Consider the following 26890-nt stretch of genomic DNA (forward strand, 5'->3'; position numbering starts at 1 on the left):
GTATTGAATCTAGGGATCGGAAAACTCAGTCCAAAGGCGGAACAGGCAACCCGCGCTTGGCATAGAAGGCCTCGACAAAGGCGGCCAATGTACCCTGTTGGATAGCCTCGCGCAAACCAGCCATAAGCACCTGATAATGGCGCAAATTGTGGATGGTATTGAGCATACTGCCGAGCATTTCGCCGCACTTGTCCAAATGATGCAGATAAGCGCGGGAGAAGTTCTGGCAGGTGTAGCAATCGCACGTCGGATCCAGCGGCGATTCATCATGGCGATGGAACGCGTTACGGATCTTCAGCACACCGGTGTCGATGAACAGATGCCCATTGCGGGCATTACGGGTCGGCATCACGCAATCGAACATGTCCACCCCGCGGCGCACACCCTCAACCAGATCTTCCGGTTTGCCAACGCCCATAAGGTAACGAGGTTTGTCAGCGGGCATTTCGCCCGGCAGGTAATCGAGCACCTTGATCATCTCGTGCTTGGGCTCGCCCACCGACAGCCCGCCAATCGCCAGGCCGTCGAAGCCGATCTTGTCCAGGCCTTCGAGAGAGCGCATGCGCAGGTCGCGGTGCATGCCGCCCTGGACGATACCGAACAACGCCGCGGTGTTCTCGCCATGGGCATTCTTCGAACGCTGGGCCCAGCGCAACGACAGCTCCATGGACACCCGCGCCACGTCTTCATCGGCCGGGTACGGCGTGCATTCGTCGAAGATCATCACGATGTCCGAGCCCAGGTCGCGCTGCACCTGCATCGACTCTTCCGGGCCCATGAACACCTTGGAACCGTCCACCGGCGAGGCGAAGGTCACGCCCTCCTCCTTGATCTTGCGCATCGCGCCCAGGCTGAACACCTGGAAACCGCCGGAGTCGGTCAGGATCGGGCCTTTCCACTGCATGAAATCGTGCAGGTCGCCGTGGGCCTTGATCACTTCCATGCCCGGGCGCAGCCACAGGTGGAAGGTATTGCCCAGGATGATTTCCGCGCCAATGGCCTCGATGTCACGCGGCAACATGCCCTTGACCGTGCCGTAGGTGCCCACCGGCATGAACGCCGGGGTTTCCACGGTACCGCGGGGGAAGGTCAGACGACCGCGACGAGCCTTGCCATCGGTGGCGAGCAACTCGAAGGACATGCGACAGGTGCGACTCATACTGTTTCCTCGGGTCCGCGTGGCGCGGGATTACGGGTGATGAACATCGCATCACCGTAGCTGAAAAAGCGGTATCCATGCTCGACGGCGGCCTTGTAGGCGGCCATGGCTTCGGGATAACCGGCGAACGCCGAAACCAGCATCAACAGCGTGGATTCGGGCAAATGAAAGTTGGTGACCAGGGCATCGACCACATGGAACGGCCGGCCCGGGTAGATAAAGATATCGGTGTCGCCACTGAACGGCTTGAGCACGCCATCGCGGGCGGCGCTTTCCAGGGACCGCACGCTGGTGGTCCCCACCGCCACCACCCGCCCACCGCGAGCGCGACAAGCCGCCACGGCATCGACCACGTCCTGGCTCACTTCCAGCCATTCGTTGTGCATGTGGTGGTCTTCGATACGCTCGACCCGCACCGGCTGGAACGTGCCAGCGCCAACGTGCAGCGTCACGAACGCGGTCTCCACGCCTTTGGCGGCAATCGCCTCCAGCAACGGCTGATCGAAATGCAACCCCGCCGTCGGCGCCGCCACCGCCCCCAGGCGCTCGGCGTACACAGTCTGATAACGCTCGCGGTCCGAACCTTCGTCCGGGCGGTCTATATAAGGAGGCAACGGCATGTGTCCGACACGGTCGAGCAGCGGCAACACCTCTTCGGCAAATTCCAGCTCGAACAACGCATCATGCCGCGCCACCATCACCGCCTCGCCACCGCCGTCGATCAAAATCGACGAACCCGGCTTGGGCGATTTGCTGGAGCGCACATGGGCCAGCACACGATGACTGTCCAGCACCCGCTCCACCAGAATCTCCAGCTTGCCGCCGGAGGCCTTCTGGCCAAACAACCGCGCCGGAATGACCCGGGTATTGTTGAACACCATCAAATCGCCCGGGCGCAAATGCTCAAGCAAATCAGTGAATTGACGGTGAGCCATGGCACCGCTGACCCCATCCAGGGTCAACAGTCGACTGGCGCGACGCTCGGCCAGAGGGTGGCGAGCGATCAGCGAATCCGGGAGTTCGAAGGTAAAGTCAGCAACACGCATGATGGGGTTCGTCTAGCAGGGCCGGAAAGTCTAGCGGAAATATCAAAAATTCACCATGAAACGTGATTGACCAACGGTAGGCACCTCTCTATACTTCGCCGCCATTGAGCCCTGATGGCGGAATTGGTAGACGCGGCGGATTCAAAATCCGTTTTCGAAAGGAGTGGGAGTTCGAGTCTCCCTCGGGGCACCATCTTAAAAAAAGACCTTGAAATTTAAGGTCTTTTTTTTCGTCTGCAGAAAAGTCACCCGATCCATTTGTGGCGAGGGGATTTATCCCCGCTGGGTCGCGAAGCGGCCCCAACGACCAAACCTGTGGCAAGGAAGAATCTGTGGCTAGCAAGAACCTGTGGCGAGGGAGCTTGCTCCCGCTTGAGCGCAAAGCGCTCACAAAAATGTCACAGCCCCCACCGATGCTCCGCCTTGCGACGCCCAATTGATCCACCGCCCCTCCTCACCCGCTGACAAAGGATTTCACCCCATGGAATTGCTGCTGGAAACGGTCGCTCTTTACTCGCTGAAGCTGGCTTATGAGACGGAGGGGCATAGTCCGATTTTGCGGGATGATCCGTTGATGGGCGGGTGTGATCGGGAGGTGTTTGGGTTGTTGGTGCGGCGGGGGGATGTGGCAGGGATTCAGAGTGAGATTGGTCGGTGTTTGGATTTGGCGTTGGGGGCGGTGGGTGGGGTGGATACGGTGCTGGGGCGGGAGCTGGGGCGATTGGCGGCGGATTTTAGCTATGTGCAGGCGATGGAGGGGCTTCATGCTCCGGCAATCAGACTCAGGGACTTTCTGCGCGATGTTCAGTGAATGGGACGAGCGCAACAATTAAATCTGCCCTTTCTGCTTACAAATTACTCCGGTATCTATATCTAACGCTTCAGTTTTCGTATCATCATACCAAGCGACCTAACCGTAACCTTAAGAAAAGTAGGTTATCCAGCGTGCCCGACAACCGCGATGCTTTGACCAAAGCAGCACAAGATGTAAAAACTGCTTTCTTCACATGTTTTGAAAACCAAAATCTAAATGCAACTAGATTATCCGCAAAAATTGAGAGAAGTATACTTTGAGCGGCAACAGCAATATAAAAATCGCAGATCTTTTTTGTGGAATGGGAGGTTTGACGATTGGCGCTGCAGCGGCCGCTCAAGAGTTAAAATTAAAACTTGAGATCAACTTCGCATGCGACATTGATTCAGAAGCGGTTTCTTTTTACAAAAAAAACTTCGAAAGTAATCTTGAGTCATTTTATGACGGAGACATCTCAGACATAGTCTCTGACAGCTTCGCAGCAGAACAGAGCACCAACGAAGAACAAATAAGCAAACGCCATTCCGACCTTGACTTCTTATTTGCAGGCCCCCCTTGTCAAGGTCACTCAAACCTCAACAATCACAGCAGACGTAGCGATCCGCGAAACTACTTATATTTAAAAACAATAAGGTTCATACAACTATCAAAACCAAAATTTTTTTTAATAGAAAATGTCCCTTCCGTAATTCACTCATCGGAAAGCATAATCGACAAGTCTCTCGCCTTACTTGAAAGCTTTGGTTACCAAGCAAAAGAAATAGTCATAGACTTCATGCGTATCGGAATTCCCCAAAGCCGAAAACGGCATGTTATTTTTGGCTGCCTCACGGGAAATATAGATAAAATACTGAGCAACATCTATACCGACGAAAAAAAGGTTCTATCTGATGTACTAGAAGACTTACTTGACACTTCAGAAAGCGATCTTTTTAACACGGCCTCTAAAATGACGAATGTCAATCTTGCACGTGCCGAGTATCTGTTCAGCCAAAATTGCTATGATCTGCCTAATCATCTTAGGCCTAAATGCCATCAACAAGCTCACTCTTACAAATCGATGTACGGACGTATGAAATGGGATGAAGTAGCGCAAACCATGACCAGCGGCTTTGGGTCAATGGGGCAGGGTCGTTACTTGCATCCGCTGAGGAAAAGAGTTATTACCCCACACGAAGCGGCCAGGATTCAAGGCTTACCCGATTGGCTGGATTATTCAGAGGTTAAATCAAGATCTAGCTTGCAAAAGATGATAGGAAATGCGGTTCCGCCTGCACTATCAAAGCGTTTCGTACTGAGCGCCATTGGAGAACAAAATGGACTTATTTGACTCTGACACATTACAAATGATTGACGATCAGATATCAAGCTTTCAATCAGTTATTGCATACGACACAAAAGAATATGTAGTTGAAGTAATTGTTAAACGATTCAATGAGGGAAAGCTGTTTGTCCCTGACTATCAGCGTAACTTCGTTTGGCAGATCTCAAGAAGGTGTAAATTTATAGAATCAGTGCTTATGGGTCTACCGATTCCATTTATGTTCGGCGTGCAATGCTCTGATGGCCGAGTTGAAATTCTCGATGGCGCCCAGCGAATCCAAACATTAAAACAGTTTTGCGACAATGAATTAAAGTTGAAAAACTTAGAGCGTCTAGATCTACTTGACGGCCATAGTCTGAAAGATTTACCAGCTGCACAACAGAACAAATTTCTCGACAGAACGATGCGCATGGTGGTGCTACCAGAAACTCTTAGCCAGAGTGTGCGCCTAGATATGTTTGAACGAATAAATACTGGCAGCGAAGACCTTAAAGACTCTGAAATCCGACGAGGCGCGTATTCTGGACGCTTTTTCGAGTTTGTTGAAAAATGTGCAAACGATGCATTATTCAATGCTCTTTGCCCGATGTCCGAAAAATCGAAATCAAGGCGTGAAAGGGAGGAGCTAGTATTAAGGTTCTTCGCCTACAGCGACAAATATCAAAGCTTCAAACACAGCGTAAAAGATTTTCTAAATGAATACTTAGTTGAAATGAATCAGAATGATTTCTCCGAAGATCACTATCGCGATCAGTTCAACGCAATGCTGAGCTATGTAAAATCAAATTTTGAATCGGGCTTCGCCAAAACCCCTGGGGCAAAATCAACCCCACGCGTAAGATTTGAAGCCATATCTATCGGTGTAAATCTAGCTCTCCGAGAAATAACCAATCTTCATGGCATAGATGGAAATCTACTTACCGCCAGCTCAGAATTTGAATCCTTGACTACAACCCACGGAAGCAACTCCGGTCCTCGCCTGCGTGCACGGGTAGACTATGTTAAGAACTTCTTGCTTTTGGCACATAACCAATGAAACACTTCATGGACGAGTATAACAAACGAAAAACCGAGGTCACATCCTACCTCAACCTTGTTAGCTTCTTGAACGGAGACAACATAGAAATAAAAAATGACGACAACTCCATATACATTGTCACGTCAGTCGAAACCACCACCCTGAAGGCTTCATTTTTTTTAGTGCTGTATAACATCGTAGAAGCCACGGTACGAGAGGGAATACGGAGCATATACAATGCAATTAATGATCAAGGTCTGTCCTTTTCTAAATTAAATGATCGCCTGCAAGAAATATGGTGGCACTCCCATCACGAGTCAATATCATCTACTCCTAGAGACGCCTTAATCCGTAGAGTTTATGAAGTTTATTGCCTTTGCAAAACAGAAACCAGCCCTGAGTTTAGGGATTTCATAGCAGGAATATCCGGCAACCTAGATGCTGATGGAGTTAGATCTGTATGTCAGAAGTATGGGATAGAGCCAGTTGCAGACGGGCGCGACCTGAAGAGTGTAAAAAATAATCGCAACTGGCTTGCACATGGCAATAAATCTTTCTCAGAAGTTGGAAAAGACGCAACACCCTCTGAACTTCAGGAGTCTATGGCTCGTGTATTTTCATTTCTTGACGAATACGTAAATAACATTACTTCGTACATCGAAAAAGGAAGTTTTGCCAGCGGAAAATGAGCGCTTCTATGAGCACCTCCACTCCCATTGAGCAACGCTCTCCCAACTTACGTACTTCCTTCAACAAAAATCTTAGCGAAGCCTGTAGACTGAATATGAAGCAAAATTGCCTTAAAAATATTCTTAGAGAAAACAAGAGAAAACAAAAAACAAAGGGGACAAATTTATTTATAGGGAAGAATTCCCTGCACTCACGGCGAAATCGCTATTAACTGCAATATATGGATCAATCAAACCAGCACTCTTTCATCTCTTAAGAGTTTGGTGGCGGCTGAATGTAGATCACTTGTTTATCCCGGCCGACCATCAAACCGATGATAAGAAAGATCACCCCCAGGAAGAACCCAACGAATCCTAAAAACCCACTTACTAATGTGCCACCAATCGCGGCCCCTGCGGTTTCCGCGCCTGAATGAGCACCACTAATATTGGTGGCTATATGGCTACCGGTAAAAACAATACCAGCCAAGGGGAGCATGAATGCAGCGATGCCCGAGGTGACCAAAAGTCGACGCCATGCCTTGCCAGCAGTGGGAGCGGAGACAGCTATTGCGAGTGCAAGAATCCATGCTACGAAGAAAACAATTGCGCCAGCCCCTCCACCAGCTCTCGGTGATGCCGCCCCGGCAATGGCGACAACTGTCGAAACAAGAATGGCTAATATCAACCCCGCGACCAACCCTGCAAGAATCTTCATCCTGAACTCCTGTTTGCACCACGCCGAATTTGTTCGAGTCAGGTATAGCAGCAAAACGCCACTGCTGCCCTGCGAAATTTTTTCATACCTCAGCTTGCAGGGGAACGCTGCATGCATGGAGAATTCAGACCTCTTGGGGCCTCGGGTTTGCTGAGGCGCTAAGCCTCTCGGCACAAAAAAGGCCTTGCTGGGCAAGACCTTTTTCCAATCAAGGCAGCACGTAATACTGCTGCGTTACCTCACCTCAACAATATCCAAAGCCCGATTTGCCAACAGCTCACTCACCTCAATCACCTGCAAAATCCCCAACGCAACCCGCCGCCTCGACCCATCCAGATCAAACGCCAAATCACTGATCATGGCATTCACCGAAGCCAAGTTCTCACTGAGATTCGCAAGCAAACACTCAGAATCAACCCCCGGATCAATCCGTAAAATGGAGTCGGACTTGTCAGACGTTTCGCCCTTAGGCTTGGGCTTCAGGTAGTAATCCAACGCTCGTGTGGCAGCGTCGTCGATTTTCTTGTTGCGGGCAGATTGGGCACGGGACGTAGGTTCGTCTGCCGCAGGAGGATTCGGAGTAACTTTTATCATCGTCTTGCTTCCTGTAGTAGGAGCCATCACCCACTCGCTGCTAAACGATGGGAGGCAGCTGTACGCAGGTTAGCAGACCGGGGAAACAAGAAACCGGCGCGTCCGGGGACGCCCTGCGCACAGCCACCATCAAGTGCAGGATGGGGAATCCTGACTGAATGACGCCTTGCACAACTTGTTTCACCACGAGCTGCTAAACCCGATCACTGATGAGCAGTGACAGGTCTCAAACTACCGACACAACCCAAGGCGAACAAGCCGGCGGATTCTGGCGTAGTTGTAGGCAAAGGCGCAAGGCGACGTCGGCTGGCGAGTTGCGGTTGCCCAATGACTGACAGCCCAATCTGACGCTTCAGATTGCTCCGCCCCTCAATACCCTGCCCTACTTGTATTGAGGAAACCGGAACAACCACTTCAAGAAACCTCCTACACCGCGTCCCTCTCTTCCCGCGTTAGCGTCTGTCCCGCACTCACTGGACGAGACTCACCACGTGGCGACACGCAAAAAAGACATCCCCCAGGTCCGAAACCCGCCCGGCGGCGACGGGCATCACGTCACCTATCGGGACATGACGGCCACCGAACTGGCCGAGCGCGACGCTCGGCAGCGGGCTTATGAAGCCATGCTTGCCCGGCAGGCGGCCTATGAGCAAGAACGCTGGGCCACGGTGGATAAAAAGCCTTTACCCATCGTGACCGGAAGCGTGTTTGCCAAAAGCTGCAAGCTCCCCAACGGCATCATCGATTACAACAACCCCAACGGCTACGTCCCGGCCGATCTGGTCAAGCAGTACGGCGATCTCATGTGGCTCGGCGGCCGGAGCGCCGCCCCATCCGGCACGATCCCGCTCAAGCGAATCGGCGCTGGCACGGTACCCGCTACCCTGGGCAGGCTCGCGCTGGGCGGCTCGGCAACTTCTACGGCAGCCGCTGCCGGAGGCACCGTCGGCGCAGCCCTGCTGACAGGCATCGTCGCCTTGCTCTGGCCGTCCAGCCTGGGCGACAGCGCGCTGTACAGCGAGGACCAGTTACGCAACCTCAAGCAGGCCCGCAGCCGCATGCGCCTGAGCATCGAGCAGCAGGCCGATGGCAGTCTCAAGGGCTACGGCTTTTACACCGGCCAGAATCGTGATTGGGAAATGGTCGACGTTGTCCAGTTCACCCCTCGCGCCGACCAGTTCATCGCCGACCTAGGTGATGGCATCGAACTGATCTGGACCCCGGCCGCGAATCCAGCCGACACCCTAGGCATTCCCGCCTTGGAAGCCGCGCCCCAGGCACCTCACATCTGGATCTATCCCCCGACGCCGATGGCCGACAGCATCATCGTCGACCCAATCTATCCGCCGGAGTTCAGGGATTTCATTCTGGTGTTTCCGGCGGATTCGGGGGTTCGGCCGGTTTATGTTGTGGTGAGTTTGCCTCATCATGACTACCACCCAAAACCAGATTCTTTACCTGCTTTTCCAAGTGCGAAATGGGCGCCACCCAAAACCCGCATGAAAGGAGGGGGATTACGTCCTCGCTGGAAAGATAATGACAAAATAATATATGAATGGGATTTACAGCATGGTGCAGTAGAAAAATATAACAAGCGAGGAAAGCACTTGGGCGAATTCGACCATATTACGGGAGCCCAAACCAAACCAGCCGACCCAACGAGGTGGATAGAGCCATGAAACACAAAATAATGGGGGTAATGGACGGCGACGACTTCGCTTCATACGAAAAAACGCTCTGCATTGACACTCAAGTTTTAGCAAAAATAATGAGCTGGACCAAAGAAGAAGACTATTTTTACGATTACGAACTTAATACATCTCAAATTAAAGCGTTGGAATCTGAGTGCTCTATAGAACTGCCCCGAAACCTGTTGTTTTTTTTAACCAGCAGCAAATAATTGCAAGTAGGGATAGGTAATTTTTTCGGACAAGAAAGGCCTAGCTGCGCAAGACCTTTCTTGTCCTGAGGGCAAACGCCTCGGCTACCTCACCTCAACAATATCCAACGCCCGATTCGCCAACAATTCACTCACCTCAATCACCTGCAAAATCCCCAACGCAACCCGCCGTCGTGACCCATCCAGATCAAACGCCAAATCACTGATCATGGCATTCGCCGAAGCCAGATTCTCACTGAGATTCGCAAGCAAACACTCAGAATCAACTCCCGGATCAATCCGAAAAATAGAGTCCGACTTGTCAGACGTTTCGCTCTTAGCCTTGGGTTTCAGGTAGTAATCCAACGCACGAGTGGCCGCGTCGTCGAGCTTTTTGTTGCGAGCAGACTGGGCACGGGATGTGGGTTCGTCTGAAGCTGTAACTGGAGGATTCGGTGTAACTTTGACCATGGTCTTAACTCTCTGGTTGAGGCCACGACCCGTTCGCTGCTAAACGAATTGGGAGGCAGCTGTACGCAGGTTAGCAGACCGACGAGTTAAGAAATCGGCGCGCCCGAGGGCGCCCTGCGCACAGCCACCATCAAGTGCAGGGATGGGGATTCCTGTCTGATGACGCGTTGTGCGACTTAACTCGGCGAGCTGCTAAACCCGATCACTGACAATCAGTGACAGGTCCAAAACTACCGACGCAACCCCAGGCGCACAAGCCGGCGGATTCTGGCGTAGTTGTAGGCAAAGGCGCAAGGCGCTGTGGCTTGGCGGGCCTTCGTCGTTGGTGTCTGTCGGTCTTTACTGACAGACGCCGCTCGACTGGTCCGGGCAGATGCTCGATGCCGTTCAATTGAGGTTGTCGGAAGATTTGTGGCGAGGCGTTCATAGGAGGGGGCTGCTGCGCAGCCCAGCGGGAGCAAGCTCCCTCGCCACGGTGGTTTGCTTCCTGAATTGCGTTGTGAGTGGAGCCGCTAGGCGCCCTCGCCCTTTTCCGACGACTCATCGCTGTGGACCACCACCAACAACTGCGCCTGGACGTCGCCTACCGAACGCAGCCGATGGGGTTTCTGCGCGTTGAAATGCAGGGCATCGCCACGGTTCAGCAGCACGCGCTCGTTCATGAAGTCCACTTCCACCTGGCCCTCGTGCACGAACAAAAACTCCTCCCCGGTGTGCTCCTTGAACGCGTGATGGGCGGTGAATTCGCTCGCCGGATAGAGGATGAAGGGCAGCAGGCTGCGCTCGGACACTTGGTGGGCCAGTACCGCGTATTCGGAGCTGCCGCTGCTCGCCGCGAGGGATTGGCGGTCTTCGCTGCGCACCAGGCTGTAGCTGTCGAGGGAGACGCTTTCTTCGGAGAACAGCTCTTCGACTTTGACGCTCAGGGCCTTGGCGAGCTTGAGCGCCGTGGCGATGGAGGGTGTGCTCAACCCCCGCTCCACCTTGGACAGGTAGCTCTTGGTCATCCCAGTTTTTTCGGCCAGGACGTCCAGTGTCATGCCGAGTTTTTTCCTGAGCAATTTCAAGCGAATGGACATAGGTAACCAACATTTCCAGAGAAACGGACAATCTGCGATTGCAAATGACACTTTGTGTCATATAGTCTATTTAGTGTCATTAGCACCTTCCTTTCACAGCTTCCATGACGCGGATCAAGAACGGTCAAAGAACGAATCAGGAGAACGGGTATGAGCAAGACACTGGCGACGCCCAAGGACCAGTTGGTCCAGCATGCTGTTAATCAGATGCAGAAAACACTGCCGGATAATACGTGGACTGTACGACAAAAGCTGGCCCTGACCTGCCGCATCCTGTTCGAGAACGGCCACGACTCAGGGCTGGCGGGGCAGATTACCGCGCGCGGGCCGCAACCGGGCACCTATTACACCCAGCAATTGGGCCTGGGCTTCGATGAAATCACCGCCGGCAACCTGTTGCTGGTCAATGAAGACCTCGAGGTGCTGGAGGGCCATGGCATGCCCAACCCGGCCAACCGTTTTCACACTTGGGTCTACCGCGTCCGGCCGGATGTGAATTGCATCATTCACACCCACCCGACCCACATCGCCGCGCTGTCGATGCTGGAAGTGCCGCTGCAGATTTCCCACATGGACCTCTGCCCGCTGTACGACGACTGTGCCTTCCTGGAGGGCTGGCCGGGTGTGCCGGTGGGCAACGAGGAAGGCGAATTGATCGCCGGCGCCCTGGGTGACAAGCGCGCCATCCTGCTTTCCCACCACGGCCAGTTGTCCACCGGTGCCACCGTGGAAGAAGCCTGCAACATCGCCCAACTGATCGAACGCGCCGCGAAGCTGCAATTGCTGGCCATGGCCGCCGGCGAGGTGAAACCGATCCTGCCTCACCTGGGCCGCGAAGCCCACGACTGGATCGCCCGCCCCAAGCGCCACGCGGCCGCCTTCAACTACTACGCCCGGCAGACCCTGCGTCAACACGCCGATTGCTTGAACTGAACCCACCAGGAGCGAAGCCATGTCTACCCCCAACATCCACGGCATCATCGGCTACACCATCACGCCCTTCTCCACCGACGGCCAGGGCTTGGACCTGGACGCACTGGGCCGGTCCATCGACCGTCTGATCGACAGCGGCGTGCATGCCATCGCGCCCCTGGGCAGCACCGGCGAAGGCGCCTACCTGAGCGACGCCGAGTGGGACCAGGTCAGCGAGTTCAGCATCGCCCGCGTCGCCGGCCGGGTGCCGACCGTGGTCAGCGTGTCTGACCTGACCACCGCCAAGGCGGTACGTCGCGCACGCTTTGCCCAGGCGAAGGGCGCCGATGTGGTGATGGTGTTGCCGGCCTCGTACTGGAAACTGAGCGAGGCGGAAATCCTCGCGCACTACCAGGCCATCGGCGCCAGCATCGACTTGCCCATCATGCTCTACAACAACCCCGCCACCAGCGGCATCGACATGTCGGTGGAGCTGATCCTGCGGATTTTCAACGCAGTGGATAACGTCACCATGGTCAAGGAAAGCACCGGCGACATTCAGCGCATGCACAAGCTGCAATTGCTGGGCGAAGGCCAGGTGCCGTTTTACAACGGTTGCAACCCCTTGGCGCTGGAAGCCTTCGCGGCCGGGGCCAAGGGCTGGTGCACCGCCGCGCCGAACCTGATCCCGCAGCTCAACCTCGATCTGTACGCCGCCGTTCTGGCGAACGACCTGAGCCAGGCCCGGGCGTTGTTCTATCGTCAATTGCCGTTGCTGGATTTCATCCTCAAGGGCGGTTTGCCCGCCACCATCAAGGCCGGTTTGCGAACTCTTGGCCTGGAGGTCGGCGATCCGCGTCTGCCGGTTTTTCCATTGGATGAGGCGCGTAACCAGCAACTGCAGGCGATGTTGAAACAACTGCTCTGATTCAGAGTTCTAATCTTGCGACGGACAGGTGGCACCCTGACCTGTCCGCTCGCTCCATTGGGGGTCACTTGAGATGAAGACCTATCAACCGTTGAACTGCGACCTGCATGATTACCTGGAAATTGCCTGCCTGTACGGCTACACGCTGGACATCGAACTGATTGACGGCCAACGCCTGACCGCCCGTGCGATCACCACGCGTACCGCCTCCACGCGGGAGGAGTTTCTCGATGTGGAGACTGCGGAAGGTCGCCAGGAGATTCGTCTCGATCAGTTGCTGGCGATTACGCCGCGGGATCACAACGCCCGGTTTGGCAGGGTTGTGCTGGCGAGTGGGTAATCCGTTCAGACGCGCCCCTCAACGCTCTGTCCCAAATAACTTGTCGGCAAGCTGCCGACCTCGCTCCAGCCCTTCAGCCGTCAACCAGATCGATTTGTTCCTGTTTACCGGATTGCTGATCAGGCCTTGTTCATGCAATCGGTTCATGACTTCGAAGTCGAAACCTTTCCAGGCGTTGCCATCGTCGGAACTGAAGGCTGCCAACAAGGCAAGCACAGCTTCTTCTATCAATTTGTCGTCGTAATCCATGGTCGCTGCTCCACGCGTGCTTGGCTGGTAACGCCGAATCAGCATCAGCGTCTCCTAAACCCTATCTGGTCAAAGATAAGTAGAGAGTTTAGCTGTCTGGCGCGGGGGGGTGTTCCATGACGGCACGGGTTCATAAGATCCAACCGAGAGTGTCTAGGTTGGCACTACTTCACCCGCTTGCTCCAACGCCAAGCGATACAAGGTGACAGCCGCCAGTTCCAGGTCATCCCCCCAGCTCACATCGAAGCCCCATTCGCCCACTTGGGCGATGCCGAACAACGACAGGTCCTCCAAGGGCTTGAGCACCGGGAATTGTCGGATGTGTTCCCGCAGGTCAACGTCGTAGCGCTTACCGTTGGCAAACTCCACCTGCAAGGCATGTTTGCCGGGGGCAGGCTTCATGCTTCTGATTCTGGCTTTGCTGATCATGAGTCAGCGCCTCCAATTCTGTTAACTCCATACACGCTGCCGGTCCGCAGTCTGATTGCCGCCCAATGACTGACATCCCCCGCTGACGCTTCAGCTTACTCCGCCCCTCAACAGCCAGCCCGACCTGTATTGATGAAACCGGAGCAGCCACTTCAAGAAACCTCCTACATCGCGCCCCTGTCCTCCCGCGTTAGCGTCTGTCTCGCACTCACTGGACGAGACTCACTACGTGGCGACACGCAAAAAAGACATCCCCCAGGTCCGAAACCCGCCCGGTGGTGATGGGCATTACGTCACTTATCGGGACATGACCGCCAGCGAACTGGCCGAGCGCGAAGCCCGGCAGCAAGCTTATGAAGCCATGCTTGCCCGGCAGGCAGCCTATGAACGAGAGCGCTGGGCCATGGCGGCTAACAAGCCGCTACCCACCGTAACCGGAAGCGTGTTTGCCAAGAGCTGCAAGCTCCCCAACGGTATCATCGATTACAGCAACCCCAACGGCTACGTCCCTGCCGATCTGGTCAAGCAGTACGGCGAACTCATGTGGCTCGGCGGTCGCAGCGCCGATCCATCTGGCGCGATCCCCCTCAAGCAGATCGGCTCTGGCACGGCTCCCGTTGCCTTGGGCAGGCTCGCGCTAGGCGGTTCGGCGACTTCCTCGGCTGCAGTTACCGGCGGCACCGTCGGCGCTGCCCTGCTGACAGGCATCGTTGCCCTGCTCTGGCCTTCCAGCCTGGGCGACAGCGCGCTTTACAGCGAAGACCAGCTACGTCACCTCAAGCAGGCCCGCAGCCGCATGCGCTTGAGCGTCGAGCAGCAGGCCGACGGCAGCCTCAAGGGCTACGGCTTCTACACCGGCCAGAACCGCGACTGGGAAATGGTCGACGTCGTCCAGTTCACCCCTCGCGCCGATCAATTCATTGCCGACCTGGGTGATGGCATCGAACTGATCTGGACCCCGGCCACCGACCCGTCCGACGTCCTCGGCATCCCCGCCCTGGAAGCGGCGCCACAGGCGCCTCATATCTGGATCTATCCGCCGACGCCAGTAGCCGACAGCATTATCGTCGATCCGATCTATCCGCCGGAGTACAAGGATTTCATTCTGGTGTTTCCGGCGGATTCGGGGGTTCGGCCGGTTTATGTGGTTTTGAGTGTTCCGGGGGATCATAAGTACTACAAGCCCCCCTCGCTGCTTCCAGCGTTTCCAGACGCTACGATTGCTCCTTCCAAAACCTTTGTACGTGGTGGTGGCGTTAAACGTCGAAGATGGAAGGATCGTAAAGGCAAAATTTATGAATGGGACTCACAGCACGGCGCCGTAGAGCTGTACACAAAACAGGGTCAACACCTTGGCGAGTTCGATCCGATAACTGGCGAACAAACCAAACCCGCCGATCCGACAAGGAAAGTAGAAAAATGAAGCCCGTCGTTGAAATTTTTGACCAGACTACCGAAGAGCTAATACAGACCGTGGAAGTCCCAAGCGTATACATGGACCCGTTGGCCGCACTTATGGGCTGGACAAAGCCTGAAGATTTTTGCTTTGTCTACGACCTGTCACCACAGCAGATAACGACCATAGAAGAGTGGACTCACACAACCATTCATGGTGATAACCGCATCGTTCAAATCGTCTGCCTTGAATGACGAATGCGGTCATTTTTTGAATAAGGTCTTGTTAGACAAGACCTTATTCTTATACCGCCGTAGCTGAGTCGCTACCTCACCTCAACAATATCCAACGCCCGATTCGCCAACAGCTCACTCACCTCGATCACCTGCAAAATCCCCAACGCCACATGCCGCCGAGCCCCGTCCAGATCAAACGCCAAATCGTTGATCATGGCATTCGCCGACGCCAGGTTCTCACTGAGGTTCGCAAGCAAACATTCAGAATCAGCCCCAGGGTCGATCCGTAAAATGGAGTCCGACTTATCAGACGTTTCGCCCTTAGGCTTGGGCTTCAGGTAGTAATCCAGGGCACGAGTGGCCGCTTCGTCGAGCTTTTTGTTGCGAGCCGATTGGGCACGTGATGTGGGTTCATCTGTATCTGTAACTGGAGGATTCGGTGTAATTTTGACCATAGCCTTAGCTCTCTTTGGGTTGGGCTACGTCCCGCTCGCGACTAAACGATTGGGAGGTAGCTGTACGCAGGTTAGTCGACCGACGAGCTAAGAAATCGGCGCGCCCGAGGGCGCCCTGCGCACAGCCACCATCGAGTGCAGGGATGGGGATACCTGACTGATGAACGCTTGAGCGACTTAGCAACGACGGGCGACTAAACCCGATCACTGATGTGCAGTGACAGGTCCCAAACTACCGACGCCACCCAAGGCGCACAAGCCGGCGGATTCTGGCGTAGTTGTAGGCAAAGGCGCAAGGCGCTGTGGCCTGGCGAGTTGCGGCTGCCCAATGGCTGACAGCCGCGACTGACATTCCTACAGCCCACGCAAAAAATCTTTCCACTCCATCCCCTTCCGCAAAGCCCCCATCCGCTCCAGCAAAGCCCCTCACAAATCCCTACCCCGATAATGCCTTCTTTCCACCCCCCTAGCGCTACAACCGAGCACCGTGTGCCCCCATGAACCTACGCACCTTCATCCGTCGCTACTGCCTGGATTCCAGGCTCGCCACGAATGCCCTGACCCACCTGCACCGGGCGCTTTCCTCCCTGGTGCGCTACCTGGCGCAACAAGGCTTCGACGACAAGTCCTGGCCGGCCACTCGCGACGAAGGTGCCCTGGACCGTCGCCTCCACACCCTGTGCCCAGAGCTGGCCGCCACCGTGTTCAGCCATGCCCGCGAAGGCATCATCCTTGTCGACCCATTCGGCCGGGTCATCGCCGTGAACGAGGCCTTCACCCGCCTCACCGGTTACGGGCAAGACGAGGTGCAGGGCCGGGAGTTGAACTCCCATCGCATGGTGCGTCGGCTCGCGGCGTTTTATGCGCCGATGAAGAATGCGCTGGATTTCCACGGGCATTGGTCCGGTGAAATTCAGAGCCATCACAAGGATGGTCGGGAGATGACGTCGCGCATCAGCATCAGTGCCGTGCATGACCGTCACGGTAATGTGCAGCACTATGTGGCGCTGCTCAGCGACATGACGCAGGTGAAGCAACGCCTTCAGTTACTGGAGCGCGATGCCCGTTATGACGCCCTCACACAACTGCCCAATCGATTGCTGTTGGCCGAGCGGATGCGCCAGGCGCTGGGCAAGGCGCGGATTCACCAACACAAGGTGGCCATTGCGTTCATTGATCTGGACGGGTTCAAGGCGCTTAACGACAGTTACGGGCATGACTGGGGGGATCGGGTGTTGCAGATTGTCGCGGCGCGGATCAATGCGACGTTGCGTGAGGGCGATACGTTGGCGCGCCTCGGTGGCGATGAATTCGTGGCGGGGCTGGTGGGTTTGCACGCGGTGGAGGACAGCGAGCCGTTGCTCAAGCGGATGCTGGCGGCGGCCAATGCGCCGATCCTGATTGGCGCGCAAACGGTGGAGATTGCCGCCAGTATCGGCGTGGCGTTCTTTCCTGAGCATGGGCAGGAAGTCGATGGGCTGATCAGCAAGGCGGACCAGGCGATGTACCTGTCGAAAAAGGCCGGCGGCAATCGTCTGGCGTTTTGTCCGACGCGGTTTATTTCGCTCAATAGCGGAGCCTGACGGTGGTGCCGAGGGTTCTTTCGCTGCCGGTCATGACGCCATAGTCACCGGCGCCGAGCAGTGAATAGACGGCGGTGATGTAGTTGCGGTCGAAGACGTTGCGCACCCAGCCTTCCACTTCCCAGGCGCGGTCCTGGCTGCGCAGGCCCAGACGCAGGTTGGTGAGGCCGTAGCTGGGTTGATAGCTGCCTTCGCCGCCTTCGAGGGTGCCGGAGTAGCCGGTGCGGAAGCTGTAGTCGATGCCGCTGAAGGCTTCCAGCCCGTAGGGCAGCGGATGGGTGTGGTCGAGGCCGCTGCTGAGGTTCCATTCCGGCGCGTTGTAGAGGCGGTCGCCGCTGAGGTCGCAGGTCCATTGGCCCGAGGCCGGCGGACACGGGGCGTTGGGGAAGCTGCGGTAGCGTGCATCGCTCCAGGCCAGGCCCAGGCGCCCGGTGAGTCGCGGGGTGAGTTGCCAGGCGGAGTCCAGCTCGATGCCGCGCAGGCGAACCTTGCCGACATTGATCAGATTGTCCCGCAGCGGTGGCGCGAACATGGTCGTCGGCGGGCTGTAGGTAAGCGCCTGGTAGTTGTCGACGTCGGTCTGGTAGACGGCGAGGTCGAGCAACGCGCGCTCGTCCCAGAAGCGCGTCTTCATGCCCAGCTCCAACGACGTGGCGCGCTCCGGCTCGAAGGTGGGCGCGGTGAACGGGCCGACCACGTCGAAGTTGATGCCGCCGGCCTTGTAGCCCCGCGACCAGCTGACGTAGCCCATCACCCCATCGCTGAAGCGGTAGCTGGCGCTGAGGAGGCTGGAGACGTTGTTTTCCTTTATCGAATCCTCGCGGTAGTAACCACCACCGAGGGCAATGTCGCGCAGCAACAGTCCACCGGCCTGGAACACCGCAGGCAAACCCGTCAGCGGGGCGAGGTTGCTGACGTCGCGGGAGATCCAGCCGTCCTTGCGCTCCTGGCTGTAGCGCAGGCCGCCGGTGAGTTCCAGTGGTTCGATCGGGCGCCAGGAAACCTGGCCGAAAATGGCTCGACTGTCGCCCTTTTGCTCGCCGTCATAGCGTTGCCGGGCGCCGTCCAGCAGCATCGCCGGCACCTGCTTCGGGTCGGTGAAGGTGATGCCGTAGAGCTTGCGCAAGGCTTCCAACTGATCGCCGACGAACCAGGGCGCGGCGTCCTGGCCAAATTCGGCATCTATCTCGCGGTCGAGCTGTTGGCGCAGGTAATACAGCCCGGCCACATAGTCGACGGACGAACCTACCGTGCCGGACAGGCGCCATTCCTGGCTGAACTGCCGGTGGCCCAGCTCGGTTTCGGACTCGGCCACGGACAGCGCGGTGCTGTCGCTGTCGCGGGTGGCGCGGTAGTCCCAGTCGCGGTAGGCGGTGATGCTGGTCAGGCGCATCGCCTCGTCGAGGTCCCAATTCAATTCCAGTGAGACACCGTTCTGCAGGGTTTGCGGATGCCCCGGCGCGTCGATGCGTGCCTCACGCTTGTAAGGGTCGGGCTCCGACAATGGATAGCCGAGGAACTGGGCGCGCTTGCGGGTCTGTTGGCTGTAGTGATTGACCAGCAGAACGTTGCCGGCTTCGTTTTGCTCGGCATAGTCGGCGATCAGGCGGGCGCTGAAGTCCGGGGTCGGCGTCCACAGCAATTGCCCACGCAGGCCATGGCTGTCGGCGTCGCCGAGGCGGGCGCCGTCTTGCAGTTTTTCCACGGCGCCATCGGTGGCGCTGTCGAAAACATTGAGTCGGCCGGCCAGCACATCGTCCTGCAACGGCCCGGAAATCGTTCCGCGATATTCCCGCAAGCCGCGCTCGCCATAGCTGGCTTCGAGGTTGGCTTCGGGCTCAAAGGTCGGTTGCCGGGTGATGATATTCAGTGCGCCAGCGGTGGTGTTCTTGCCGAACAAGGTGCCCTGGGGCCCGCGCAGCACTTCGATGCGCTCGATGTCCATCAACTCGGTGAAAGCCATGCCCTGGCGCGCCTGGTAGACGCCATCGACGTAGGTGCCGACGCTGCCTTCCAGGCCATCGTTGTAGGCGGTCGCGCCGAAGCCGCGCAGGCCGAAACCGGCGTAACGGGCGTCGTGACCGGACACGATCAAGCCTGGCACGCGCTGTTGAATGTCTCGAAGAGAGTGCAGGCCGGCCTCGTCCAGTGACTCGCCGTAGAGGACGTTAATCGGGATCGGCACGTCTTGCGGATCCTCTTCGCGGCGGCGAGCGGTGACGGTGGTGGCGTCGAGCGTGAGGGCGCTGGGCGCCGCTTGTTCGGCCTGGACCGACGCCCAGGGCAACATCGAAAGGCTGCCGAGCAAGAGCAGCCGATGACCCAAACCCGGCATGCTAGTGCTCCCGAGCCAATGCGCGACGCGTGCTGTCCGGGCAGGCCAGTGCCTTGACCCGCGCCAGCAATTCACGGCTGTCGGCGGGCTTGAGCAGGACCGCGTCGAAGGCCAGGCCCTCGGGATAATCCTGCGGCCTGCGGGGCGGCACCGCCGAATAGAGCATCACCGGCAGATGGCGCCAACGCTCGCGCACCTGGCGCAGCAGCGCCCAACCGTCCATGCCGGGCATCATCTGGTCGCTGATCAGCAGGTCGATTGGCTGCTCAGCCAGGCAGGCCAAAGCGTCTTGACCGTTCGTTGCGATGCTGACATCGAAACCGTAACCGGCCAGCAGGTCGTAGAGCCATTCGCTGTTCTGCTCGACGTCGTCCACCAGCAGAACGTGTTTACCCTGGCCGTCGAACGGCGTGGCATTGTTGTCGACGATGCCGTTTTCCAGGTCGTGTTCTTGGGCGCAATTCAATTGCAGGCGAAAGCTGAAGTGGCTGCCCTGCCCGGTGGCTTGGGGTTCGAGGCGGCTGTCCATGCGTTCCAGCAGTTGCGTGACGATGGACAGGCCCAGCCCGCTGCCTTCATAGCGCTGGGCATTGCGGCCGCGGCGGAACGGTTGCAGCAGTTGTTCGAATTCTTGCGGGTCGATGCCGATGCCGGTGTCGATTACGCTAAAGCGCAGTTCCACGGTATCTGTGGTCGCGCCCGGGGCCCAATCCACTTCGAAGCGGATCTGGCCGTTGAGGGTGAATTTCGCCGCGTTCGCCAGCAGGTTCATGAGCACCTGCCGAAGGCGTTTGAAGTCGGCCTCCACCAGTGGCGGCAGGTCGTCTGCCAGCACAGCTTCGAAGGTGTTGCCCTGGCGTGCGGCGAGAAAGCCCGCTTCGCCTGCTATCTCGTTGAGGAACCCGTATAGGTAGCCCGGCGCGAGGGTCAGTTGCATCTGCTCCAGCTCGCCACGGGAAAACTCGAGCATCTCGTCGATCAGTTCCAGTTGCTGGCGGGCGTTGCGCTCGATGGTCGCTTGATAGTCGCGGTTGGGCCCGGCGTGCAACAGGCGCGCATAGTCGATGATGCGCACCAGCGGCGAGCGCAGGTCGTGGCTGATGCGCGCCATCAACGCGCTGCGGGCCGCCAGGGAGTCGCGCAACTGCGACGTGCGCAGCGCCACGGTGCTTTCCAGGCGTTCGTGCTCGGCCTGGCGCTGTTGTTCGAGGGTGGCCAGGGCGTGCTTTTCGCGGTTGCGGCTGCGGGCCACTTCCATGATCAACGTGCACACCAGCAACGCCACGCCTGGCAGTGTGGACGATAAGCTGTATTTGCTTTGGGGCGACTGCCAGGGCAATTGCTCCTGGGGGAAAAGCATCCGCATCAGCAATTGTGCAAGCAAGAGCCCCGACACCAGCCAGGCCAGCCAGCTGTAGCTCAGTCGTCTGCGCCAGGCCATGAACAGCGTGACGAGCAGCACCCCGTAGAAACTCATGAGGGATATCTGGACGACCTGCGCGCCCTGGACGGAATCGACTTTTAGCCACCAGAGCCGGCCGAGCACACACCCCGACAGCGGCAGCCAATAGCTCCAGCCAATGACTTTGGGCAATGCGGACACCTGCAACAGCACGCGGAAGTAGGCGAGAAACAGGACGAACGAGATTGCGCTGGCGCAGGTCAACAGCTCCCGGGTCCAGCCCAGCGCGGTGGGCCAGTAGATCAGGTAGCCGTTGAGGATGCAGGTCAGCAGGATATAGCTCAGGACCGCGCCCGCATTCACGCTCAGCAATCGGGAGCGCAGGATCCAGCCGACGATGAAGCCGAACGGCACGACCAGCAGGACGATGCCGAGGGCGAGCCCGTCGCTCAGGTAAGTCTGTTGCTGACTGCGCAGCAGCGCCGGTTCGGACCACAGTTCCGGCTCCAGCAACAGCTGGAAATGGCTCGTCACGCGGACGAACACCGTGACGCTCTCCCCCGCCGCCAGCGAGACCGGGAATGCCGGCTGACGTGCCGCCGGTTGGGGCCATTCGGCCAAGGGATAGACGCCTCCGGCGTGGGCATCACGCCAGCGCCCGGCTGAAGATTGATAGACGCGGATGTCGTCCAGGCGCGGCGCCCCGACCACCAGCAAGCGCGAACACGCCGCATCGCTGGAATTGGTGAGCTGCCATTTCAACCAGAAGGCGGAGCGGCTGTAACCTTGGCTCGGCCAGCGCGGGGTTGCGGGGTTGAAATGGGTGTCGGGCAGTCGGGCGACTTCTTCGAGGCTCAAGTGGGCCTGGGCGTCTTCGAAAATCTGCGCCGCAGGCATCAGGTCCAGACGGTCAGCCCGGCACAGCTCCACGGGCGCGGCGTGTAGCAGCCCGGCGGACAACAAGGCAATCGTCAGCACCAGGAACTGTAGGAGCCGCATCAGGCGCGCCCGACCGACTCTGCATCAACGAGGCCCAGGGTCTGCTGGCGAAACTGGCTGGGCGTCATGCCGATTCGCTGTCGAAACGCCGTAGTGAAGTTGCAGGCATTGCGAAAGCCCACCACTTCGGCGACGTCCTGCACGCTCATGGCGCTTTCGGAGAGCAGTTCCTGGCCGCGCCGCAATCGCGCGTCGCGAATGTAGGCAAACACGGTCATCCCCAGGTGTTCGCGGAAAATGGCGGAGAGGCGCTTTTCATGAGTGCCGACTTTTTGCGCGAGCATGCCCAGGGACGGGATGTCGTCCAGCTGGTTTTCGATCAGTCGCATCGCGGCGCGCAGCACGATTTCATCGCCTTGCGGTTCCGGATCGGCCGGGTTGTCCGCAATGGCCGGCGGCGCTCGCCAGGTCAATTGCAGATGGATCCTGATGCGCGCCAGGACTTCCTCGGGGGCGCAGGATTTGGGGATGTAGTCCACCGCGCCCACGGTCAACCCTTCCAACCGCTCCAACGACGTATTGGCCGAGGACAGAAACAGGATCGGGGTATGCCGGGTGGCCGGTGCCTCGCGTAATAACCGGCACAGGCTGAAGCCGTCCATTTGCGGCATGTGCACATCCAGGACGATCAGGTCGGGACGCAGGGCAAGGGCGCGTTGATAACCCTGGTAGGCATCGCTGGCCAGGGAAATGCGCCAGGGCTGGGTCTTCAACAGGATGAGCGTGGCGCGAATGTCTTCGGGGACATCGTCGATCAGCAGAATATGTGGCAACGGCTCGGACGCCGCCGCGCCTGCCGCCGTCAATACCTGCCTTTCGTATCGTCCGTTGTCCATTCGCCAGGTCTCTTTTTGTGTTTAGCCAGGTCGCTGTCGCGCAATTGCCAAGTGAGGAAGCACGTTTCGGGCCGGCAACAAACCGATATAGCGGCAGATCAAATGAGAACTGAAGCTATCAAATTCTTAATCGGCGATAAATGGTCGTCTCGTCCGAGGCGTCCATTGATACGCAAGGGCCTTGGCGAGGCGTAGAGGCATGTGGCGAGGGATGGAAAACAAGAAGTGGCTGCACCTGGACATCAGCCCAGGCGAGCTTTGACAGCGAACAACAGGCGAGACGGCCAACGCGGTTGACGCTGTTCACCCGTGGCGAGGGAGCTTGCTCCCGCTGGGCTGCGAAGCGGCCCCCAAACCAGACAACTCGGTGTACCAGATAGATTGAGTTCACTGCTTTGGGGCTGCTGCGCAGCCCAGCGGGAGCAAGCTCCCTCGCCACGGGTTGTTGAGTTCCTTAAATGCGCGGTAATCGATCAGAACGAGTAACCGATCTGCGCGAGCAGTTGCGGGTTTTCCTGGCGGGTATCGCTCTGCGCTTCGCCGCCGGAGTGACGCCAGGCGACCCTGTGGCGAGGGAGCTTGCTCCCGCTGGGCTGCGAAGCGGCCCCCAAACCAGACAACTCGGTGTACCAGATAGATTGAGTTCACTGCTTTGGGGCTGCTGCGCAGCCCAGCGGGAGCAAGCTCCCTCGCCACGGGTTGTTGAGTTCCTTAAATGCGCGGTAATCGATCAGAACGAGTAACCGATCTGCGCGAGCAGTTGCGGGTTTTCCTGGCGGGTATCGCTCTGCGCTTCGCCGCCGGAGTGACGCCAGGCGACTGTTGCGTCGAAGGAGAGTTGGCCATATTGAGCGCGCAGGCCCACACCGCCGCCGGAGATGCTGCGGGTGTTTTCCTCATCGGCCCACTCGTTGTGGTTGATGCGCACCTTGCCGGCGTCCCAGAACAGGTAGGGCGTGAGCTTGTCGATTGGGTAACGAAGCTCGATCTGGGTCAGCATGCCTTCGTCGCCCGAACCTTCGCTTTGCGGATAAGCCCGTACGCCATCGATGCCGCCGAGGCTGAAGTCCTCGGAGGAGTCGAGGTTGTCGTTGCTCCACTGGCCGAGGAAACGGGCGAAGAGCGTGAAGTTGGCCGGCAGCGCTTGCAGACGTGCGAGGTCGACGTTCACTTTGCTGAAGTTGCCCTCGGTCTGTGCGGTCTGACGGTCGCCCTCGCGCAGGGCCGAATCCAGTTTCAGGTCACCGTAGGTCAGCGTCGCGCCGCCGTAGGTGATGCCGCCGCCCAATACCGTGTCCCTCACGTCAAATTGCAAACTGATGGGCAGCGTGTTGCTGCTTTTTTCAAAACTGAGGCCCAGCACTTCGTACTTATCCTCGAGCTCCTTGTGCTGGTACTGCCCAGCCAACATGAGGTTCGCCTGGTTGCTGCGCAGGAGCGGGTAGCTCAAGCCGATGCTGCTGACCTCAGCGGTACCGGTGGCCCCCAGGTCGGCGAATTCCGCGCCCAGGTCATAGGCGCTCTGGGCATAACCCACGTTGCCACGCAGGCCAGAGGTGCCCAATGGCATCGAGTAGCCGAGGCTGCCGAAATACAAGTCTTCATCGGTGGCCATCACCGCGGCGCTGAGCCGGTCGCCCAGCATCAGCGGGCTGTTCCAGTCGCCTTGTACCGTCAGGCGATTGCGCCCCGAATAACGATTGCCATGGTTGTCCAGGGTGGCCTTGCCCTCGAAGGCCTCGGTCTTGCTCACTTTGGCATCGAGATCGCCCGTGCCGAGTGCCTCACCTGGCCGGATCACCGGACGAACAGCCACGCCCGGCAAGTCCGAAAGCACCAATATGCTGCGCTCCAGCCGATCACGCTCGATCACGTCGCCCGGTTGCAGGTCACCCAGGAACGGCTGCGCCTGCGCGGCCAGTTTCGCATCGTCGTTGGTGGCGGTGACTTTCCCATAACGGCCTTCGATCACCGCGATAGTCAGTTCCCCGTTGGCCATGCGTTGGGCCGGCAAATAGGCACGTGCGAACGGGTAACCCTGCTCACGGTAATAAAGCGTGACCTGCCGGGCCACTTCCCGCAGCTCGTCCAGGTCATGGGCTCGACCGATAGCCGGGGCGACGACACGCTGCAGGCTGGCCTCGTCGATGCGCGTGTTGTCGGTGAAATGGACGGCGTTGAGCTGGACCTTGGCGCCGCCGACTTTTTCCTGCTCCGGTAGCGGTGCTTCCACATCCAGGCGAATGCTTTGCGGCAATTCCTGCTGCGGAATCGGCAGTTCCTGGAGGATACGGCCGGCGTCGGGAATCGGGCGTGCCGGCAGGGTCGCCGCCCAAGCCGGGGAAGTGGACAACAACGCCAGACCAGCCGCGCAGGACATCAGTTTGTTATGCATGGAATCAATCTCGAATAATTCGGGTTGCCTGAGCCCTTGGCCACGTCCGGGGACGTGGCCAAGGGTTCCTTCAAATGAAAAGGTGGATGTCAGGGATCAGGGACGCATGGCCAGGCTCGGCAAGCGCACGCCGCCGCGCACGACGAACACGGTCTGCGGCGGGTAGGCCGCACAGGCGCCGCCTTCGGATACGCCGCCATCGGCGCAGACGTTCCCGGCCAGTTCCCGCTCGCTGGCGGTGTCCTCGGCCTGGGCAGCCGAATCGCTGTCGCCTTGCGCCAGGGCGTTGCCCGCGCCGTCGCCCGCATTCCCGTTGGCACGCGTGCCGCCTTGGTCCACCAGCAACAGACCGCCGTCATCGACTCCGTGATCAGACCAGTCGACCGGTTTCGCCTGGGACGGGTTGAGCTCCGGTGCATGGGGCGAACTCACCTCTGCGCCGACGCGTGTCGCATCGGCGACGCTCTGCCGGACGGCGTCATAATCAATCGACGGCGTCACGGTGAGATTGGCGTTGGCCGGACTGCTCACGATCAGGTAACCGAGGTCAGCCAGCCCGCCGATGTTGATCAGGTGCGAACCCGGGCCTTGAGTGCCGACCGAATACAGTGGGTTGCCGAGCATCGGCTTGGTGTCGCCGTTCCACAGGCCGTTGGCGTCATAACCGGCGATACCGCCGCCGTTGAACGTGGTCTGGCCATCGAACACCTTGGTCTGGGTGGTCGCGCCGTTGGTGGACACCACCAGGACGGGCTGCTCGCGGTAAACGGCATGCACGCCCGTGTTGCCCAGGGCCCTGCCGAAATTGCTTTGTTGCTCGTCACTGTTGTAGCGGAAATTGCCGCTGCCACTGCCGACCACATCCACCACACCGGTACTGCCAGCGAGACTGCCGGTGTAGATCACCGCCCGGCCGCCGGCGCCGGTCGACACCGTCACGCCCGCGTCGGCCTTCACGTCACCGCCCGCAGCCACGCCCGCCGAAGCGGATTGACCGGCGTTGAGCACGATCGCATCGGCGGCATTGCTGGTGGTGCTGACGTTCTCGGCCAGAGTGATGTTGCCGGTGGTCGTCACGACCTGGACTTTGCCGGTGTTGCCGATACCGACGATCTGATCCAGCCGGGTGCCGTCCAGCGCCGTCTCGGTCAGCCTGCCGACGGTGACGTCCGCCCGATTGACGAAGCTGACATCCTTCGCTCGGCTGGCGATATCGCCGACCCAGTTGCTGGCGTTGCGCAGATCGAAATTCCCGCCCTTGAGCGCCAGGCCGTCCGCGGTGATGTTGCCGTTGGCGTCCTGGGTGGTCTTGCCACTGATGTTCAGGAACACGTTGCCGCTGGTAGCCAGGGCTTCGTTGATCGCCAAGTCACCTTGGGTACCGATGCTGACGTCGCCGGTGTTGTTCACCCCGGTGGTGACCTTCACCACATTGCCGTTGCCGTCGGTTTCGGTCAGCGTGCCGACCTTCAGGTTGCCGGTGTTGTTGAAGGCGACCTTGCCCGCGTCACTGGCGATGTCGCCCACCACGTTACCGTTGTTGCGCAACTCGAAGTCGCCACCGTTGAGGGCCAGGCCGTCGGCGGTGATGTTGCCGTTGGCATCCTGGGTGGTCTTGCCATCGA

At 58.3% G+C, this 26890-nt stretch carries 26 protein-coding genes and 1 tRNA gene; 13 read left to right on the forward strand and 14 right to left on the reverse strand.

Annotation, left to right across the window (positions count from 1 at the left end; translation table 11 throughout):
* Nucleotides 1-25: 25 nt before the first annotated feature.
* On the reverse strand, nucleotides 26-1141 hold the full coding sequence (gene tgt, locus V7773_RS23735; RefSeq protein ID WP_336075531.1) for a tRNA guanosine(34) transglycosylase Tgt: 1116 nt from the start codon (nucleotides 1139-1141) through the stop codon (nucleotides 26-28).
* Nucleotides 1142-1155: 14 nt separating this feature from the next.
* On the reverse strand, nucleotides 1156-2205 hold the full coding sequence (queA, locus tag V7773_RS23740) for a tRNA preQ1(34) S-adenosylmethionine ribosyltransferase-isomerase QueA (protein WP_028237240.1): 1050 nt from the start codon (nucleotides 2203-2205) through the stop codon (nucleotides 1156-1158).
* A gap of 108 nt (nucleotides 2206-2313) precedes the next feature.
* Here queA and V7773_RS23745 point away from each other — a divergent pair.
* The 5 genes from V7773_RS23745 to V7773_RS23765 all read left to right on the forward strand — a co-directional run bounded on the left by V7773_RS23745 (nucleotide 2314) and on the right by V7773_RS23765 (nucleotide 6050).
* Nucleotides 2314-2398: transfer RNA gene (locus tag V7773_RS23745), tRNA-Leu, on the forward strand.
* 288 nt (nucleotides 2399-2686) lie between these two features.
* A complete protein-coding gene (locus V7773_RS23750) occupies nucleotides 2687-3016 on the forward strand; it encodes a hypothetical protein (protein WP_336075499.1) in 330 nt (109 codons plus the stop codon).
* A gap of 259 nt (nucleotides 3017-3275) precedes the next feature.
* Complete coding sequence (locus V7773_RS23755) at nucleotides 3276-4349, forward strand: DNA cytosine methyltransferase (RefSeq protein WP_336075501.1); 1074 nt, start codon at nucleotides 3276-3278, stop codon at nucleotides 4347-4349.
* Nucleotides 4336-5379: a DUF262 domain-containing protein gene (locus V7773_RS23760; protein WP_336075503.1), complete on the forward strand. Its 1044-nt coding sequence runs from the start codon at nucleotides 4336-4338 to the stop codon at nucleotides 5377-5379. Before V7773_RS23755 ends, V7773_RS23760 begins: the two co-directional genes overlap by 14 nt.
* 8 nt (nucleotides 5380-5387) lie before the next feature.
* A complete protein-coding gene (locus V7773_RS23765; protein WP_336075504.1) occupies nucleotides 5388-6050 on the forward strand; it encodes an MAE_28990/MAE_18760 family HEPN-like nuclease in 663 nt (220 codons plus the stop codon).
* A gap of 253 nt (nucleotides 6051-6303) precedes the next feature.
* On the opposite strand, the gene V7773_RS23770 is transcribed toward V7773_RS23765, so the two are convergent.
* Nucleotides 6304-6747, reverse strand: a complete 444-nt coding sequence (locus V7773_RS23770; RefSeq protein ID WP_336075506.1) for a hypothetical protein — start codon at nucleotides 6745-6747, stop codon at nucleotides 6304-6306.
* Between the two features lie 234 nt (nucleotides 6748-6981).
* Complete coding sequence (locus V7773_RS23775; RefSeq protein ID WP_336075508.1) at nucleotides 6982-7341, reverse strand: DUF6124 family protein; 360 nt, start codon at nucleotides 7339-7341, stop codon at nucleotides 6982-6984.
* Nucleotides 7342-7832: 491 nt separating this feature from the next.
* Between V7773_RS23775 and V7773_RS23780 the strand changes: the two genes are divergently transcribed.
* Nucleotides 7833-9020 (forward strand): S-type pyocin domain-containing protein, encoded by a 1188-nt coding sequence (locus V7773_RS23780; protein ID WP_336075510.1) that lies wholly within the window; start codon nucleotides 7833-7835, stop codon nucleotides 9018-9020.
* Nucleotides 9017-9241 carry a hypothetical protein gene (locus V7773_RS23785; protein WP_336075511.1) on the forward strand — a complete coding sequence of 75 codons (225 nt, stop codon included), beginning with the start codon at nucleotides 9017-9019 and terminating at the stop codon, nucleotides 9239-9241. Before V7773_RS23780 ends, V7773_RS23785 begins: the two co-directional genes overlap by 4 nt.
* A gap of 84 nt (nucleotides 9242-9325) precedes the next feature.
* On the opposite strand, the gene V7773_RS23790 is transcribed toward V7773_RS23785, so the two are convergent.
* Together V7773_RS23790 and V7773_RS23795 are read right to left on the reverse strand one after the other, a co-directional pair.
* On the reverse strand, nucleotides 9326-9691 hold the full coding sequence (locus tag V7773_RS23790) for a DUF6124 family protein (protein ID WP_336075512.1): 366 nt from the start codon (nucleotides 9689-9691) through the stop codon (nucleotides 9326-9328).
* A 512-nt stretch (nucleotides 9692-10203) separates the two neighbouring features.
* Entirely contained in the window at nucleotides 10204-10770 is a 567-nt protein-coding gene (locus V7773_RS23795) for a helix-turn-helix domain-containing protein (RefSeq protein WP_336075513.1), read from the reverse strand.
* A gap of 150 nt (nucleotides 10771-10920) precedes the next feature.
* Here V7773_RS23795 and V7773_RS23800 point away from each other — a divergent pair, with 150 nt between their 5' ends.
* The 3 genes from V7773_RS23800 (at nucleotide 10921) to V7773_RS23810 (ending at nucleotide 12950) form a co-directional block, all read left to right on the forward strand.
* Nucleotides 10921-11703, forward strand: a complete 783-nt coding sequence (locus tag V7773_RS23800; RefSeq protein WP_336075514.1) for an aldolase — start codon at nucleotides 10921-10923, stop codon at nucleotides 11701-11703.
* Between the two features lie 19 nt (nucleotides 11704-11722).
* A complete protein-coding gene (locus V7773_RS23805) occupies nucleotides 11723-12610 on the forward strand; it encodes a dihydrodipicolinate synthase family protein (protein WP_336075515.1) in 888 nt (295 codons plus the stop codon).
* Nucleotides 12611-12683: 73 nt separating this feature from the next.
* On the forward strand, nucleotides 12684-12950 hold the full coding sequence (locus tag V7773_RS23810) for a Rho-binding antiterminator (RefSeq protein WP_336075517.1): 267 nt from the start codon (nucleotides 12684-12686) through the stop codon (nucleotides 12948-12950).
* An 18-nt stretch (nucleotides 12951-12968) separates the two neighbouring features.
* Here V7773_RS23810 and V7773_RS23815 read toward each other — a convergent pair whose 3' ends face one another.
* Together V7773_RS23815 and V7773_RS23820 are read right to left on the reverse strand one after the other, a co-directional pair.
* The gene (locus V7773_RS23815) at nucleotides 12969-13199 is read right to left on the reverse strand and encodes a DUF6429 family protein (protein ID WP_123342658.1); all 231 of its coding nucleotides are present in this window, start codon (nucleotides 13197-13199) and stop codon (nucleotides 12969-12971) included.
* 153 nt (nucleotides 13200-13352) lie between these two features.
* A complete protein-coding gene (locus tag V7773_RS23820; protein ID WP_336075519.1) occupies nucleotides 13353-13601 on the reverse strand; it encodes a DUF2442 domain-containing protein in 249 nt (82 codons plus the stop codon).
* Nucleotides 13602-13857: 256 nt separating this feature from the next.
* Between V7773_RS23820 and V7773_RS23825 the strand changes: the two genes are divergently transcribed.
* Together V7773_RS23825 and V7773_RS23830 are read left to right on the forward strand one after the other, a co-directional pair.
* Nucleotides 13858-15051 carry a colicin E3/pyocin S6 family cytotoxin gene (locus V7773_RS23825; protein ID WP_336075520.1) on the forward strand — a complete coding sequence of 398 codons (1194 nt, stop codon included), beginning with the start codon at nucleotides 13858-13860 and terminating at the stop codon, nucleotides 15049-15051.
* Nucleotides 15048-15278 (forward strand): DUF7683 domain-containing protein, encoded by a 231-nt coding sequence (locus V7773_RS23830; RefSeq protein ID WP_063322870.1) that lies wholly within the window; start codon nucleotides 15048-15050, stop codon nucleotides 15276-15278. Before V7773_RS23825 ends, V7773_RS23830 begins: the two co-directional genes overlap by 4 nt.
* A 71-nt stretch (nucleotides 15279-15349) precedes the next feature.
* Here V7773_RS23830 and V7773_RS23835 read toward each other — a convergent pair whose 3' ends face one another.
* Nucleotides 15350-15715 (reverse strand): DUF6124 family protein, encoded by a 366-nt coding sequence (locus V7773_RS23835; protein WP_063322871.1) that lies wholly within the window; start codon nucleotides 15713-15715, stop codon nucleotides 15350-15352.
* A 497-nt stretch (nucleotides 15716-16212) separates the two neighbouring features.
* Here V7773_RS23835 and V7773_RS23840 point away from each other — a divergent pair, with 497 nt between their 5' ends.
* Complete coding sequence (locus V7773_RS23840) at nucleotides 16213-17298, forward strand: sensor domain-containing diguanylate cyclase (RefSeq protein WP_336075522.1); 1086 nt, start codon at nucleotides 16213-16215, stop codon at nucleotides 17296-17298.
* On the opposite strand, the gene V7773_RS23845 is transcribed toward V7773_RS23840, so the two are convergent.
* The 5 genes from V7773_RS23845 to V7773_RS23865 form a co-directional block, all read right to left on the reverse strand.
* Nucleotides 17282-19633, reverse strand: coding sequence for a TonB-dependent receptor (locus tag V7773_RS23845; protein WP_336075524.1), 2352 nt, complete (start codon nucleotides 19631-19633; stop codon nucleotides 17282-17284). The two genes, V7773_RS23840 and V7773_RS23845, sit on opposite strands and share 17 nt — an antisense overlap.
* A 1-nt stretch (nucleotide 19634) precedes the next feature.
* Nucleotides 19635-22034 (reverse strand): hybrid sensor histidine kinase/response regulator, encoded by a 2400-nt coding sequence (locus tag V7773_RS23850; protein WP_336075526.1) that lies wholly within the window; start codon nucleotides 22032-22034, stop codon nucleotides 19635-19637.
* A complete protein-coding gene (locus tag V7773_RS23855) occupies nucleotides 22034-22870 on the reverse strand; it encodes a response regulator transcription factor (RefSeq protein ID WP_086936660.1) in 837 nt (278 codons plus the stop codon). The genes V7773_RS23850 and V7773_RS23855 overlap by 1 nt, the downstream gene beginning before the upstream one ends.
* A 730-nt stretch (nucleotides 22871-23600) precedes the next feature.
* Nucleotides 23601-25265, reverse strand: coding sequence for a ShlB/FhaC/HecB family hemolysin secretion/activation protein (locus V7773_RS23860; RefSeq protein WP_218190628.1), 1665 nt, complete (start codon nucleotides 25263-25265; stop codon nucleotides 23601-23603).
* 96 nt (nucleotides 25266-25361) lie between these two features.
* Nucleotides 25362-26890: hypothetical protein (locus tag V7773_RS23865; RefSeq protein ID WP_336075530.1), on the reverse strand; the 1529-nt coding region annotated here is incomplete at its 5' end.

The sequence above is a fragment of the Pseudomonas sp. 3JA genome, assembly GCF_036961705.1.
GTDB classification, from domain to species: Bacteria; Pseudomonadota; Gammaproteobacteria; order Pseudomonadales; family Pseudomonadaceae; genus Aquipseudomonas; species Aquipseudomonas fluorescens_Q.